At 59.6% G+C, this 14,421-nt stretch carries 15 protein-coding genes and 1 pseudogene; 1 reads left to right on the top strand and 15 read right to left on the bottom strand.

Translation table 11 applies throughout. From position 1 onward, the window contains the following. The 5 genes from ACTTKG_RS04725 to bioF form a co-directional block, all read right to left on the bottom strand. Window positions 1-251, bottom strand: a 251-nt coding sequence (locus tag ACTTKG_RS04725) for a DsrE/DsrF/DrsH-like family protein (protein WP_442673102.1), incomplete at its 3' end; no start/stop codon positions are given. Window positions 252-253: 2 nt separating this feature from the next. Further along, entirely contained in the window at window positions 254-2,284 is a 2,031-nt protein-coding gene (locus ACTTKG_RS04720; RefSeq protein WP_442673101.1) for an FAD-dependent oxidoreductase, read from the bottom strand. A 56-nt stretch (window positions 2,285-2,340) separates the two neighbouring features. Further along, complete coding sequence (locus ACTTKG_RS04715; RefSeq protein ID WP_442673100.1) at window positions 2,341-2,643, bottom strand: ArsR/SmtB family transcription factor; 303 nt, start codon at window positions 2,641-2,643, stop codon at window positions 2,341-2,343. 911 nt (window positions 2,644-3,554) lie between these two features. Continuing rightward, the gene (locus ACTTKG_RS04710) at window positions 3,555-3,956 is read right to left on the bottom strand and encodes a hypothetical protein (protein WP_442673099.1); all 402 of its coding nucleotides are present in this window, start codon (window positions 3,954-3,956) and stop codon (window positions 3,555-3,557) included. A 135-nt stretch (window positions 3,957-4,091) separates the two neighbouring features. Continuing rightward, entirely contained in the window at window positions 4,092-6,014 is a 1,923-nt protein-coding gene (bioF, locus tag ACTTKG_RS04705; RefSeq protein WP_442673098.1) for an 8-amino-7-oxononanoate synthase, read from the bottom strand. A gap of 222 nt (window positions 6,015-6,236) precedes the next feature. Between bioF and ACTTKG_RS04700 the strand changes: the two genes are divergently transcribed. Continuing rightward, window positions 6,237-6,734: a hypothetical protein gene (locus tag ACTTKG_RS04700; RefSeq protein ID WP_442673097.1), complete on the top strand. Its 498-nt coding sequence runs from the start codon at window positions 6,237-6,239 to the stop codon at window positions 6,732-6,734. A 15-nt stretch (window positions 6,735-6,749) separates the two neighbouring features. Here the strand turns inward: ACTTKG_RS04700 and hypE are convergent, their stop codons facing one another. The 10 genes and pseudogenes from hypE to ACTTKG_RS04650 form a co-directional block, all read right to left on the bottom strand. Continuing rightward, window positions 6,750-7,751 (bottom strand): hydrogenase expression/formation protein HypE, encoded by a 1,002-nt coding sequence (hypE, locus tag ACTTKG_RS04695; protein ID WP_442673096.1) that lies wholly within the window; start codon window positions 7,749-7,751, stop codon window positions 6,750-6,752. Continuing rightward, the gene (hypD, locus tag ACTTKG_RS04690; RefSeq protein ID WP_442673095.1) at window positions 7,741-8,847 is read right to left on the bottom strand and encodes a hydrogenase formation protein HypD; all 1,107 of its coding nucleotides are present in this window, start codon (window positions 8,845-8,847) and stop codon (window positions 7,741-7,743) included. Before hypD ends, hypE begins: the two co-directional genes overlap by 11 nt. A gap of 19 nt (window positions 8,848-8,866) precedes the next feature. Continuing rightward, on the bottom strand, window positions 8,867-9,097 hold the full coding sequence (locus tag ACTTKG_RS04685) for a HypC/HybG/HupF family hydrogenase formation chaperone (RefSeq protein WP_442673094.1): 231 nt from the start codon (window positions 9,095-9,097) through the stop codon (window positions 8,867-8,869). After that, window positions 9,097-9,840 carry a HyaD/HybD family hydrogenase maturation endopeptidase gene (locus ACTTKG_RS04680; protein ID WP_442673093.1) on the bottom strand — a complete coding sequence of 248 codons (744 nt, stop codon included), beginning with the start codon at window positions 9,838-9,840 and terminating at the stop codon, window positions 9,097-9,099. Before ACTTKG_RS04680 ends, ACTTKG_RS04685 begins: the two co-directional genes overlap by 1 nt. Next, entirely contained in the window at window positions 9,837-10,502 is a 666-nt protein-coding gene (hypB, locus tag ACTTKG_RS04675; protein ID WP_442673092.1) for a hydrogenase nickel incorporation protein HypB, read from the bottom strand. Before hypB ends, ACTTKG_RS04680 begins: the two co-directional genes overlap by 4 nt. Before the next feature lie 5 nt (window positions 10,503-10,507). Then, entirely contained in the window at window positions 10,508-10,849 is a 342-nt protein-coding gene (gene hypA / locus ACTTKG_RS04670) for a hydrogenase maturation nickel metallochaperone HypA (protein ID WP_442673091.1), read from the bottom strand. 100 nt (window positions 10,850-10,949) lie between these two features. Beyond that, a complete protein-coding gene (locus tag ACTTKG_RS04665) occupies window positions 10,950-11,192 on the bottom strand; it encodes a hypothetical protein (protein WP_442673090.1) in 243 nt (80 codons plus the stop codon). A gap of 17 nt (window positions 11,193-11,209) precedes the next feature. Further along, on the bottom strand, window positions 11,210-11,926 hold the full coding sequence (gene cybH, locus ACTTKG_RS04660) for a Ni/Fe-hydrogenase, b-type cytochrome subunit (protein WP_442673089.1): 717 nt from the start codon (window positions 11,924-11,926) through the stop codon (window positions 11,210-11,212). A gap of 81 nt (window positions 11,927-12,007) precedes the next feature. Continuing rightward, the gene (locus ACTTKG_RS04655) at window positions 12,008-13,915 is read right to left on the bottom strand and encodes a nickel-dependent hydrogenase large subunit (RefSeq protein ID WP_442673088.1); all 1,908 of its coding nucleotides are present in this window, start codon (window positions 13,913-13,915) and stop codon (window positions 12,008-12,010) included. Further along, window positions 13,912-14,421: pseudogene (locus ACTTKG_RS04650) on the bottom strand (hydrogenase small subunit); the annotation flags it as partial. The pseudogene ACTTKG_RS04650 and the gene ACTTKG_RS04655, both read right to left, overlap by 4 nt.

Genomic DNA, 14,421 nt, shown 5'->3' with positions numbered 1-14,421 from the left:
ATCATCCATCCGAAGATGCGGTCGATAAACCCCTTCTTCACGTCTGCGCCTTCCGGGCGGCGCAGGGCATTCAGCCCCCAGAACGTGAAGAACATCGTGACCTTGCTGCCCATAGCAAGCGCACCGTTGGCGATGACGAACGCCGCAAGCACTTTATCGAGGTCACCGCTGAAAACAACGATGGTCTTATGCTTCTCGCGCGGCACGCTGCGGCAATCTGCCGCCGCGCCTTGCCCCTTTGCATACGGCACACCTAGCCGCCCTCCGATGCGTCGTCTGCCGCGTCCTTCCCGCCCGCCTTCTTGATCTTGACAACGACAAGCCCATTCTCCTTGCTGCGCGAGATCATCCTGTGCCCTGCAGCCTCTGCCCACGCCGCGCTGTCCGCGAAAAAGCCGGGATCGGACGCACGCGCAAGCAGCACATCGCCGGATGCGATGCGTTCCATCGCCTTCTGCAGCTCCATCAAGGGTCCGGGGCAGCTAAGTCCCGTGAGATCTACTTCCTCTGCCGCCGCAGCCATCTTTGCCGCCTGCGGCGTACCGCCGCAGCCCATGCGCTCAGCCGCAGCGCAGGGCGGCGCAGCATCCGGCGACGCCTCAAACTCTGCCATTTTCAGCGACGTATAGCCGCCCGCGACGACCTCTGCATCATAGCCATCTTGCGCCAAGATACGCGCCGCATTGTAAGCGCGCTGTCCGACCTTGCAGAGCACTGCCCAGCGCACCGTGCGGTCAAGCTCACGGACGCGAGTGCGCAGCTCGTCAAGCGGAATCTGCGTGTCAGAAGCGAAAGGCGCATGAGAAAGCTCCCCCGGCGTGCGCACGTCGAGTACGCGCACGCCTGCCTGCCGCGCCGCATCCAGCTGCTCCGCGGGTAGGAAACGCACGAGACCCGCGAGATCATTTTCTGCCATATACCCCGCCATGTTTACGGGATCTTTTGCCGCACCGAACGGCGGCGCGTAAGAAAGCTCCAAACTTGTCAAAAAATCTGTATCCGCCCCCATCGCAATCGCCGTCGCAAGCACGTCGATGCGCGACTTCACGCCACCCGTGCCGACGATCTGCGCCCCGAGGATTTTACCGACAGCCCCCTTCGTGCGATAGAGAAGCTTCAGCGTCATCGTCTGCGCCCCCGGATAGTAGCCGACATGCGCGAGCGGATGCAGCTTCACGACGCGATAATCCTCACCGCAGCGAAGCCCCTCGCGCTCTAACATACGCTCGTTCTTGCCGACGGCAGCCGCCGTCAAGCCGAACACCTTGAGGATCGCCGTACCGATGAAGCCGTCATAGATGCGCCGCCTGCCCGTCATGTTGTCCGCGGCGAGACGCCCCTGCCGATTCGCCGGTCCCGCGAGGGGCAGCGCACCCGCCGTATTCGTCTGGCGGTCGAATGTCATCACAGCATCGCCTACAGCATAGACGTCAGGCACACTCGTCTCCATGCGCTCATTCACGAGGATATGACCACGCTCGCCGAGCGCGACGCTGCTATCCTTCAAAAAATCCGTGTCGGGGCTTACCCCGATGGCGAGCACGACGAAATCCGCGGCGATCTCACGTCCGCTCACAAGACGAACGCGCACGCCCTGCGTATCCTCCTTAAACTCCTGTACGCCGTCGCCAAGGTAAAGCCCGACACCGTTCTCGTTCATCTCCCTCTCTGCGATCTTCGCCATATCCGCATCGAACGGTGCAAGCACATGCGGCGCAGCCTCGACAAGCGTGACAGAAAGTCCGCGCGCACGAAGATTCTCCGCCATCTCGACGCCGATGAAGCCGCCGCCCACGACGACAGTGCGCCCCGCCGCCGCATATTGATCCGCCAAGCGGCGCAAAACCTCAGCATCCGGCACATTGCGCAAGGACAAGATGCGCGGGCTTTCAACGCCCGGTATCGGCGGGCGCAAAGGCTTCGCGCCGGGCGACAAGAGAAGCGCGTCGTACGGCTCCTCATAAGTCTCGCCCGCCGCCGTCCGCACATGAACGCGGCGACTCTCACTGTCAACATGCGTGACCTCGCTTCCTGTACGCACATCAACGGCGAAGCGTTCACGGAACAACTCGGGTGTCATGAGCAGGAGACGCTCGCTCTCCTTGATCTCATCGCCGACATAGTAAGGCAGACCGCAGTTCGCGAAGGAAATATGCTCGCCGCGCTCGAAGAGCACGATCTTCGCATCCTTATCCAAGCGCCTCAGTCGCGCCGCCGCAGTCGCACCGCCTGCCACGCCGCCGACGATGACATAGCGCTTTGCCTGTTCCTTTTTCATTTCCATACAGATATGCCTCCTTCTGTGCCGCCGCGCTTCCCTGTGTCGTCGAGAGCGCGAAATCAGCCCATATCGTGATAATCCTTTTCCTTGCAAAAAAGCCCTTCAAGCAGCTGCGCCACCGCACGGCTCTTGAGCCGATAGACGACCTCAAGCCCGTTGCGCTCCCCCTCGATGATGCCCACGCTGCGCATCTTCGCAAGGTGCTGCGAAATCGTCGACTGCGGCGCATCCAAGCACTGCTGCATGTGCGCCACGTTGCAGCCGCCGCTCTGCCAAAGCCCCCGCGCGATACAAAGGCGCACGGGATGCGAGAGCGCCTTGAGAATCTCAGCCGCCCGCGTGAGTTCTTGATCTTCCGTCATAAAACCAACCCCTTATATTCTTATATTACGATATATAGATATAAATGTCAAGCGCTGGCCCTTTGAAAATGGCAAGAGCAAACCGAAGATTTTCAACAAAAAAAACGCCCCCGAGCAGGGGACGATCACAGCATCCTGCAAGGATGCCAAAAACTAAAAAAGCGGCGAGTCGCCTCGCCGCCCGATATGCGTGGGGATCCATGCCGCACGCCCCGCTCCTTTCCTCATACGCCTTGCAAAACCGTCGGGAAAGAGCCGGGATGAAGCTTCATGAAAGACCTCAGCAGCTCAAAGGTCTCTTGTGCAGCTAACCGGAGCAGTTATCCCCACTCACTCCGATCGAAAAAGGTCTAGCCTTCTCAGCTGCATCCCGCCAATCTCCATACACCAAGAGAGCTGCAACCGCCGTACACAAAGCACGAACAGTCCCCCAAAAGGAGAAAGACGGTAAATCCGTCCAACGACGCCTACAGGCTATATGCACTGAGCAACGACCTTAGAGCTAAGCTCCGGCGCGATCCGGACGAATATAGGAAGCTTGCCCCTGCAGCGATGTATCGTACACCCTGCAAACTGCCCCATCGAGGACTGACCTCCGGGACATGACGGCGATAAAACCCTGCCGCCGATTACAAGCGAAAATATCCACACTTGTGAAAAGCGTCCTTCTGACAGCGGCATTTCCGAAGCATACCGTCAACTCTTTCACAACGCTCGTCGGATCGAGCATGGATTCCGAATGTTTTAGGCTGTATTTCCTACCGCAAATAGGATAACATATCTCGAAATTATTTGCAAGCATTTTTAGAAAAATAATTATTATTTTTATCCGATTTATTTTTGGCGATATCTCGGGACTGTAAAACCAATATATAAGCCTTTTTTCCTATATAGGGAACTTCTCTCCATTCCTATTTCTCATAGCCGCGCTGCCATGCGTAGAGATAGTCAACGACAGCGGCGATCGGCGAGCCTGCGACATAAGGAGCCGCAGGTGCGGGCGTCGTCGTGCGCTGTGACACTTCGCGCGTATCGTATGTCATAGTGGCAGAACGCAAGATCTGATATGTACGCGCTGCAAAGTCAAAATGCATACGATAAGAAAAGAGACGATTTTCTTTCGCCTTGACGATGGCAACATTCGCCGTATATTCATGATTGCTGTCGATGGAAACCGTCGTAACATCCACAAAATATCCCGTACCATCCCGCGCATCCACAAAACGCCGCCCCTCGTCCTCGGCAAAGCACAGAGAGCTTGCAAGGAGCAGGAGCAGCGAGATCAAGATCAGCGCCAAAGCAAATTTTCGCATCGAATCGTCTCTTTCCTTCGTTTAGACAATAGCAAAACACTTTCCTATTATAGAAAAAAGACAGAGATTCGTCAATGGGACAAGAAGGAGCATACAAACAAACAAAAAATCTGCTCCCATTTGGCGAACTTCATTTTAAGATAAACGAAAGCTGCCCAGAGTTGCACAGATACGCGCCGCGGCACTTCGCAGCTCTTCTTTCGTATGCGCTGCACTCAAGGCGACGCGCAGACGGGCACTGCCCTTTGCCACCGTAGGGTATCGGATGGCGGATACGAGGACGCCCTGCCGCTCCAATTCCTTCGCAACTTTCATCGCCAAGCGCTCTTCGCCGACGATGAGCGGCACGATCGCTGTTTCGCTCTCAGCTTCAACGCCGCCGTCTGCCAGCGCCGCGCAGAATACGCGGACATTTTCCTGCAGGCGGGCGACGCGATCCGGCTCTTCTTGCAGGAGATGCAGCGCCTCGGATGCAGCCGCCAGATTGGCAGGCGATTGGCTCGTCGAGAAGATGAAACTTCGCGCCGTATTTTGCAGATAGTCGATCAAGAGACGACTGCCGCAGACGTAGCCGCCCTCGCTCGCCAACGCCTTCGACAGCGTCCCCATCAGGACATCGGGCTTCTCCTGCAGGTGAAAGTGTTCCGAGATGCCGCGCCCCGTCTCGCCGATCACGCCGGTAGAATGCGCCTCGTCCACCATGCTCCAAACGTGATACTTTCGCGCAAGCTGCAAGATGCGCGGCAAGTCGGCAATATCGCCGTCCATGCTGAACACCGCATCCGAGACGATGACGCCGCGGCATGGTGTGCAGGCGGCGAGCTTTTCTTCCAGATCCCGCATATCATTGTGGCTGTAGATGATCGTCTTGGCGCGGCTCAAGCGACAGCCATCGATGATGCTCGCATGGTTGAGGGCGTCGCTGAAGAACACGACGCCCTCCTGCCCCAGCGCAGAAAGAATGCCGACATTCGCCATGTATCCCGTGTCGAAAAGAAGTGCGGCTTCCGTCCCCTTGAACGCTGCCAATTCCGCTTCCAGCTTCGTATGCAGCGGCAGCGTCCCCGTCGTCAGCCGCGAGCCGCCGGAACCGCAGCCGTATCGCTCGACAGCTTCCTGCGCCGCCCGCTTGAGCCGCGGATGGTCAATGAGACCAAGGTAGTTGTTCGATGCCAGAAGCAGCTTTTCAACGCCGCCAACCGTGACGTGCGCAGCCTGCGCGGATGCGATCTCGTGCATTTCACGGCAAAGATGCCGCGCCTTTTTCACTGCCAACCGTTCTTTCAGCATTTCCCCCATGCCCTTGCGCTGCGAATTCCCTGTCGGGCTGTCCGGCACGCCGCGCACGAGCACGCATTGCTTTTCCAAATAGCGAATACAGTCTGCGACCCCTTCGCGCGGACCGCGATAGAGGAAGATACGCCCGCCGTCGGGCGATCCCATCGCCTTGAGCTTCGTGATGCGGCGATAGCCGAGCGACGACGCCGCTACATATCCCGCCACATAGTCGGGATCGTCGGACACGCAGATTTCCGCGACGATGTGCGGCGCATGGACGACCTTCGTCGCAAGGACAACGGCTTCAGCGAAGTGATTTTTCCAGTCGGAAGGCCGTTTTGCGGCGCGTTCGTCATCCATGTACGTCGCCCGCAGACCGCGCACCGCATCCGGCTCCAGCCGCTCAAGCGTATCTGCATCGAGCAGCATCGCGCCGCGCATCCCATACGTCTCGGAGAACTTCGCCAAGATCGCCTCGCCGTTCTTCAAGCCGAGGCTTTCCAACGCCTGAAGGATCACACGCCGCCCCTCTTCCGCCGTCTCGACTTCAACTGTCGAGATGGGCAAAGCGTCCAGATGCTCCACATCTTCCGGCGCGACCGCCTCCACCTTGAAATTCACAAAATCCGCCTTGCCCTTAGCATGGTGCAGGGCACGCGCAAGAAGCGCCGCCATATAGGCGGACAGTTCATCCTCCGGCAAGATCTTCTCCGCGCCGGACACATGCTCACGCTCCTGCGCGATCTTTTCCGCCCGCATTTTCAGACTGTAAAGCGCCATGCAGAACCACTCCTTTTCAAAGATTCTTCTACAGAATAGCTCCTGTTTATTTTATTGTCAACTTAATTTATTTATAGGTTGACAATAACCAAAGAACCGTGTACGCTAAAACAAACAAATCGGGGACGCATCTATCCCCGAAAATAAAACGAAAGGAAGCACGGATGAATCCCTTCCGTTGGACGACCCTCGATCCGTGCTTCCTGAAAAGGAGCGTTTCCCATGAAAAAACCGACCATTTCCACATCCACCGTGACCGAGATCGCCCTGCTCGCCGCCTTGATCACCGTCACAGGAGCCATCAAGCTGCCAAGCCTCGCTCCGGGGCTGGAGTTCCAGCTTTCCGCGCCCTTAGCGGTCGCGATCTGCGCCGTCTTTGGCTTCAAACGCTACATCTTGGCGGGCATTTTGTCAAGTCTCGTCGGTCTCTTGCTCGGCACGCAAAACCTCTTCAACGTCGCCATCGCCATGCAGTTTCGCCTCGTGGTCGGTCTCGTCTTTGTGCTCTTCGGGCGTCATTATTGGACGACGGCACTTGCCGGTCCGCTCGGCACATTCACGGCGCGCGTCACGCTGAGCTTCGTCGTAGGAAAAGGTGTATGGGCTTTGGTCGCGGCGGCGGTGCCCGGCATGGTCTTTACGCTCCTTACCGCGCCGCTTCTGGTGAAGATCCTCGACCGCATCGCACGATTCCGTCGCACGGCGGATGTGCAGGCGTAAGCCGCCGCCGTATATCTAGCAGATGCGCGGTACGAGATTGCCGAGCGGCATATCAACGATACGCAGACCGCCGAGCGCCGTTTTGAGCGCGACGATTCCCGGCTCTTTTGCCGTTGTGCGCCCGATGCAGCAGGCGTCCCTGCCGTAAGGATGCTCGTGCATGGCGGCGAGAAGCGCCTCGGTCTCTTCGGGCGCACAGAAGGCGATCGCCTTGCCCTCGTTCGCCAGTTCCAGCGGATCGAAGCCGAGAAACGCGGCGATGCCCTCGACTTCTTCGCGCACGGGCAGAGCTTCCTCATCGATGATGACGCCGACCTGTGCCGCACAGGCGATTTCGTTCAAGACCGCCGCCGCGCCGCCGCGCGTCGGATCGCGCATACAGGCGATCGAAGGCGCGGCGCGGCGCATGAGGGCGGCGAGGTCGCCCAACGGCGCACAGTCGCTATGAAGCGACGCAGGAATCTCGATGCCGTGGCGCTCTGCCATGACAGTCGCGGCATGGTCGCCGAGCGTACCCGAAAGGATGACGTCCATGCCCGCCTTGACTTTCTGCGGCTCCATCGCGCGTTCGATCTCGCCGATGCCTGCCGTGTTGATGTAGATGCCGTCTGCCGCGCCCTTGCCGACGACCTTCGTATCGCCCGTGACGATGACAACATGCGCCTCCTCTGCGGCTTCTTTCATCGAGTGCAAAATGCGCCTGAGTTCCTCGATGGGCAGCCCTTCCTCTAAGATCAGTGCGCACGAGATGTAGCGCGGCACGGCGCCCGTCATCGCGAGATCGTTGACCGTGCCGCAGACGGCGAGCTTGCCGATGTCGCCGCCGGAAAAGAAGCGCGGCGCGACGACGAAGGAATCCGTCGTAAAGGCAACTTTGCCGCCAAGGTTGAGCGCCACGCCGTCGTGCATCTTCTGCAAAAATTCGTTGCCGAATATCGGCAAAATGACGCTCTCCATCAGCGCTTGGCTCAAGCTGCCGCCCGCGCCGTGCGCGAGCGTGATCTTCTCATTTTCCAAAGTGAAACCTCCCTCGGCCATACTTGTACCAAGCGGCGCAGACGCCTTCGACCGATACCATGCACGGCCCTACGGCGTGCGTCGGCACACATGCCTTCGCGAAGAGCGTACAGTCCGTCGGGCGCACCGCACCGCGCAGCACCTCGCCGCAGCGACACGCCGTCTTTTTCTCCACGCGCTCGACTTCGACGGGCAGGCGACGCTCAGCGTCAAAGTCCGCGAACGCCTCGCGCATACAAAGCCCCGAACGCTCAATGACGCCGAGACCGCGCCACTCGTCCGCAGCATCCTCGTAGACGCGCGCGAGGATGGCAAGCGCGGCGGGGTTCCCCTCTTCTCTTACGACGGAGCCGTACTCGTTCTCGATGCGGGCATCACCATCTGCCGTCTGCCGCACGAGCCGCCAGACGGCACGCAGGATGGCGAGCGGCGTGAAGCCTGCGACGACGCCGGGCTTATGCGCTTCGTCGGCGAGAAAGGCGTAAGGTCGCGTACCCGTGACGACGCACGCATGACCGGGCAAAAGGAAGCCGTCAACATGCACATCGGGGGCATCGAGCAAGAGCTTCACGGCAGGCGGCACGAGCTTCTGCGCCGACAAGACGCAGAAGTTTTGCAATCCTTCATCCTTTGCCGAGAGCACTGCCGCCGCCTCGGTCGGCGCCGTCGTCTCGAAGCCGACGCCGAGGAATACGACAGTCTTTTGGGGATTTTCCCTTGCTGCCGTGAGCGCGTCGAGCGGCGAGTAAACCACGCGGATGTCCGCGCCCGCCGCACGCGCGTCCGCGAGGCTCTCGCGGCTGCCCGGCACCTTGAGCATGTCGCCAAACGTCGCGACGGTGACGCTTTCCATCTTCGCGTAAGCGATTGCCTTATCCATATAAACGTCGCTCGTCACGCAGACGGGACAGCCCGGCCCCGACACAAGCTCGATGTTCTCCGGCAGGATCTGGCGAAGCCCTGCACGGAAGATGGCGACCGTATGCGTGCCGCAAACTTCCATATAGCGAAGATGACGGCCTTCGGCAAGGCGCTCGATGTCAGCAAGGAGCGCCTTTGCCGCTTTTTTTTCTTCTGCCGACGTGAGTTTTTTCACGCTATCCCCTCGCTCTTCCCTACTCCACAGTGCGCGGCGCACCCTTCATCTCGGCGAGCAGCGCGTAGGTTTCTTCGGCATCCTTCTCCTCGACGATCTGCATGGCAAAGCCCGCGTGCACGAGTACATAGTCGCCAAGCTTCGCTTCGGGCAGCAGCATGAGGCTTGCATCGCGCTCCACGCCGCCGACGGCGACGCGGGCAACGCTCCCCGTGATTTCAAGCACCTTCGCCGGTACAGCAAGACACATCAGTCCTCGTCTCCTTTCGCCAGAAGTTCCTGCGGCATGATCTGCCGCGCCGTGCGCATCAAAGCGCCCTGCTCCGCTGCTCTTTGCGCTTTCTCGGGCATGGCGGGCGCATCGTACTCTGCATACAGCTCGAACTTTGCCCCGACCGTCTCGTTCTTCGCCTCGGCGACGCGCGTGAAAGCGACTTCGCCGGGTGCGCTCTTCGCCCGCACTTCGACGCCCCAGCGCGAAAGCACGTCGAGCGCTTGCCGCTCGATCTCGGGCAAGAGCGCCTCCATCGCGGGGCTGAGCGCTACGCCCGCGCCGACGGCGTAAGGCTGCGCCCCGAGCACGACGACGTCGGGGATCGCGCGGCCCGTCACCGCGAGCGTCGCGAGCACGTCCTGTATGCCGACCTCATGTACCGACAGTTTATCTTGAAAGTGCGCTGCAATCTGCTCGTTCGCAAAGTGAAAGAGCGTGCCTGCCTCTTTGCCGCCGTTGACGGAATCGAGCACGAGCAGATGCTTTGTACCCGTAACGACGCCCAAGAGTTCTGCGCCGAGCGTGCCGCCGTCGATGATCTGCACGTCGGGCGGGAAATCGTACTTTTCACGCAAAAGTTCGGCGGCGCGTACGCCGAAGCCCTCATCCTGCAGGATGACGTTGCCGATGCCGAGAATCGTCACGGCGGGCGCCGCCTCAAGCTCTTTTCTCGCACGCTCGATCTCTTCGGGCGATACGTCCAAGAACGCTGCACTCATCGAGCCGCCTCCTTCTTCTCGCGCACATTTTTCCGAAGCCACGAGAGCCACGCCTCGATGCCATCGCCCGTGCGGCAGGCGATCGCCATGACCTCGATGCCCGGATGAATCGTGCGGATGTCGTCTGCCGCACGCGCCATATCGAAGTCCGTATAGGGCAGGAGATCAACCTTATTGAGGAGCGCCGCATCCGCTTCCTTGAACATCAGCGGGTACTTCAAGGGTTTGTCGTCGCCTTCCGTGATCGACAGCACGACCGCCTTCTTGTCCTGTCCCAGTTCAAACTCTGCCGGGCAGACGAGATTGCCGACATTCTCGATGACGAGCATATCGAGCGCGGCGAGATCGATGGACGAGAGCGCACTCTTGACCATCGGCGCATCGAGATGACAGCCGCCGCTCGTGTTGATCTGCACGACGGGCACGCCGAGTCGATCGATGCGCTCGGCGTCCTTCGATGTAAAGAGATCGCCCTCGATAACAGCGATGCGCATCTCATCCTTGAGCGCCTGCAGCGTGCGCTCAAGGAGCGTCGTCTTGCCCGCGCCCGGCGAGCCCATGAGATTGAGCACAAATACACGGTCTCTTTGAAAAAGCTCCGCATTCTCCGCCGCTGCTTCGTCGTTCATCGCCAGAACATTCTTCATGACCTTGACTTCCATTTTGCCTAGTCCACCTCCAAAGATTCGACCTTGAGCTCGCGTCCCGAGATGATCTCAAGTGCGCCGCTCCTGCACGAAGGACAGAGAAAACTGTATCGCTCGATAGGCTGCTCCCTGCCGCAAGCCCCACAACGCCCGATGAGAGGCACGCGCTCGATGGAAAGCGCCGCGCCATCTGCCGCCGTTCCCTTCGTCAGAGCCGCAAAGCAAAAGCGCAGGGATTCGCACTCTACGCCCGCCATCTCACCGACGAGCAAGTTCACGCGTGCGACGCGCGTCGCCGCATTTTCATCCATCGTCTTGAGCGCGATGCCCAAGATGCCCTCGGCGATCGCCATTTCATGCACCGGTTTTTCCTCCTATGCGAAAAGCGCCCCCTCCAGCGGCTTGCCGAAAGGGGGCGCCTTTTTTCCCTGTTGTCGCAAAACAAAACGCAGACGAAGCGCATCAAAGCGCAGCCGAAAGACCGCGCGCTTCAAACACCGCAAGCAGTTCCGTAAGCTTCGTCTTCGCCGGATTGTAGTCGATCGTCGTCTCACCATCGTGCGCATGGATATGCACATAGAGCACGCCGGCAAGACCCAAAAGAGCCTTTTCCGCGTCCTTCGCCGACGCATCCGTATAGCCCGTAACGGTAAATTGCAGGCGTGTCGTACCGTTCGCCGCGCCGCAGCCGCATTCTTTACACATAGACGATTCTTCCTTTCTCAACTCGCCCTGCCCTTATGCTCCTCCTCAGGATGGCTGAGCTGATAGGCGTCGAGCGGCTCATGCGTCAGAATCTTGCGCCCTGAGAACATGCTCGACACTTCGCTCTCGCCTTCCATGAACTCCGCGCGGATGACCATGTAGAGATGGCCGATCGCGAAGAGGATGATGAACCAAGCGACGTAATGATGCACGAGATGCGCCATGAACTCGTTGCCGCAAAGAGCGATCACCCAGCCGAAGAGCTGGAACGACACGCTTTCCGGCTCGTTCGCGCCGTACATCGCCATGCCTGTCAGCACCTCGATGGCGACGAGCACATAGAGCAGCGTGTACGACATGCGTGCGATCGGGTTCCTCAAATACGATTTGTGCTCGTAGCGCACGAAGATGTAATGCAGGATTACATCGCCGATCGCCCGCCAGAAGAGCCCTTCCCAAAAGCGAGGGAAAAGGCGGTCGCCGCGATTCACATAGAAGCCGTAAATCCGAAGGATGAACGCCGCCATGAAAGTGAATGCTGCGATGAAATGAATGTTTCGGATGTTATCCGTCGTCATGCCGCTGAACGTCGGCTCGACGGAGTAAATGAGCCACGGCTCTGTGATCATCAATCCCGTCGCAAAGAGGACCGAGATGCAGACGACCATGATCCAGTGAAAGACCCTGAGCCAAGGACTGAAAACGTAGTAGATTCTGCGTTTGACTTCTCTCATATCACATGTCCCTGCTGCCGCAAAGCAAGAGATGAACGCTCTCGCTCGCGGCAGTTTCTCCTTTCCACGATGCGTGATCGTTTATTCTTCCACCTGCAGCCCTGCATAGGGATCCGTCGTCATGATCTTGAGCGTGTCGCCGTTCGCGTTGTAGACGTGCGTCGAACACGCCATGCACGGATCGAACGAGCGAATGACGCGCACGATCTCCAAGGGCTTGTCGGGCACGGCGACGCGCGTATCCATCATCGCCATCTCGTAAGCGCCGTGACCCGCCTGATCGTCGCGCGGGCAGGCGTTCCACGTCGTCGGCACGACACACTGGTAATTCGCGATCTTGCCGTTCTTGATGACGACCCAGTGCGAGAGCGCACCGCGCGGCGCATCGTAGAGACCGACGCCCTTCGCTTCCTTCGGCCATGTCACAGGATCCCATTTATCGGATGTCGCGACGGCAAGATCGCCGCCCTTGATATTTTCGATGAGCTTGTCGAAATAATACTTCTCGATCTCGGCATTGAGCTGTGCGTCGAGCGCACGTGCCGCCGTCCTGCCGACCATCGTCGGCAGCCAAACCTCGGGCGCGAGACCGATCGCCTTCGACACCGCATCCATCTGATTGAGCATAAGCTGCTCCGCCCATGTCGGATTCGGCAGAAAGCCCTTCTTCGCCTTGACGTAGATGATAATATAGCGCGCCAAAGGACCGACCTCGGCGAGCTTGCCGCGCCATTTCGGCGTCTTGAGCCACGAATACTTGCCCTTCTCGTTAAGCTCCTGCCAATTCGTCTGCGTGCCGACCTTCGGCGCCGTGTACTTCGGCTTCGTCTGCCCCGCCCACGGATGGAGATCGCTCTCGGCGCCCTCGTACTCGTACCATGCGTGCTCGACGCCCTCGGTGAAAGCGACGGGATCGGACAGATCCTCCGCCTTGACTTCCGTGAAAGTCGCAGCCGCAAGACCTGCGCCAAAGTTCTCGACGACACCGTTCGAGCGAATCAGGAGATGACGCATGAAGTCGCCGTTTCTCGTACCCGTGTAGCTCTGCTCGGGGAACTGCCCGAATCCCAGCACACAGCGCTTGGCAAGACCGCCGCCGTCCACCTTGCCCGCCTTGACGTAGAGCGAGCCGATGGCGAGCACGTCGGGCAGATAATATTCGTTGACAATCGTGCGCGTGAGGTTCACGGCACGATCCACGATGGCGAGCCGCGCCGTGTTGATCGGCGCGTTGCCGTCGTCGAGGGAGATCGCGCACGGCATACCGCCGACGACGTAATGCGCGTGCGGATTCTTGCCGCCAAAGACGACGTGCGGCGTCATAAGCTCTCTATGCTTGTCAAGCATCTCAAGGTAGTGGACGACGGCGATGAGATGAACCTCGGGCGGCAGGATCTTATAGTCGGGATGATCCCACCAATTCGCCGCAAAGATGCCGAGCTGACCGCTCTTGACGATCTGCTCGATCTTCTGCTTGAACGCCGCGAAGTATTCGGGCGTCGCATTCGGAAAATCTTTCGGATATGCTTCCGTATTAAGACCCGCAGGTCCCGCAAGCGGCAGGCGCAGCTTCAAGATCTCCCGCTGCAGGTTTGCCGCCGCCGCCGGATCGGCAGCCAGAGCCTCGACGGGGCTGACCCAGTCGAGTGCGTGCAGATGATAGAAATGCACGAGATGATCCTGCACCGTCAGACAGCCCGCCATGATGTTGCGGATATAGTTCGCGTTCGTCGGGATGCGGATGCCGAGCGCATCCTCGACGGCGCGTACGGCGCAAAGCGCATGAGCCGTCGTGCAGACGCCGCAGATGCGCTGGATATATGCCCATGCGTCGCGCGGGTCGCGCCCGTTCATGACGAGTTCCAGACCGCGCCACGCCGTACCGCTCGAAAGAGCGTCCGTGACCTTGCCCGTCGCCTCGTCCACCTGCACTTCGACGCGCAGATGCCCTTCGATTCTCGTTACCGGATCGACCGTTACATGTTTCATTTATGCACCTGCTCCCTCTTCGCCTGTTCCTCTTCCTTCTCGATCGCCTTGTCCGCCTTCGCGCGCTGTGCAAGGCTCAGAGCGCCATGTACGGCGACGCCCGCCGCCGTGCCGACAGCGAGACCGACGCCGATCTTGTCGATGCTGCCCAGAGGGCCGTACTTCGGCAGGCGGTCGGAGAACGGCGCATCATCCCAGAAGTTTGCGTTCGTGCAGCCGATGCACGGCGCACCCGACTGAATCGGATAGCTCATCCCCTGGAACCAGCGCAGGTTGCCGCACGAAGCATACGTCTCGGGGCCTCTGCAGCCGAGCTTATAGAGACACCAGCCCGCCTTCGATCCTGCATCGTCGAAGCGCTCGGCGAACATGCCCGCATCGAAGAACGGACGGCGATAGCAGGTATCGTGAATACGGTTGCCGTAGAACTGCTTGGGACGGTTCTCCATATTGAGGTCGGGGATCGTGCCGAAGAGAGCAACGTGCATGACGACACCCGTCATGAC

The organism is Selenomonas sp., from assembly GCF_052169755.1.
Taxonomy (GTDB): Bacteria; Bacillota; Negativicutes; order Selenomonadales; family Selenomonadaceae; genus Selenomonas.
The sequence above is the reverse complement of the archived record's forward strand: the minus strand, read 5'-3'. Positions and strand labels throughout refer to the sequence as shown.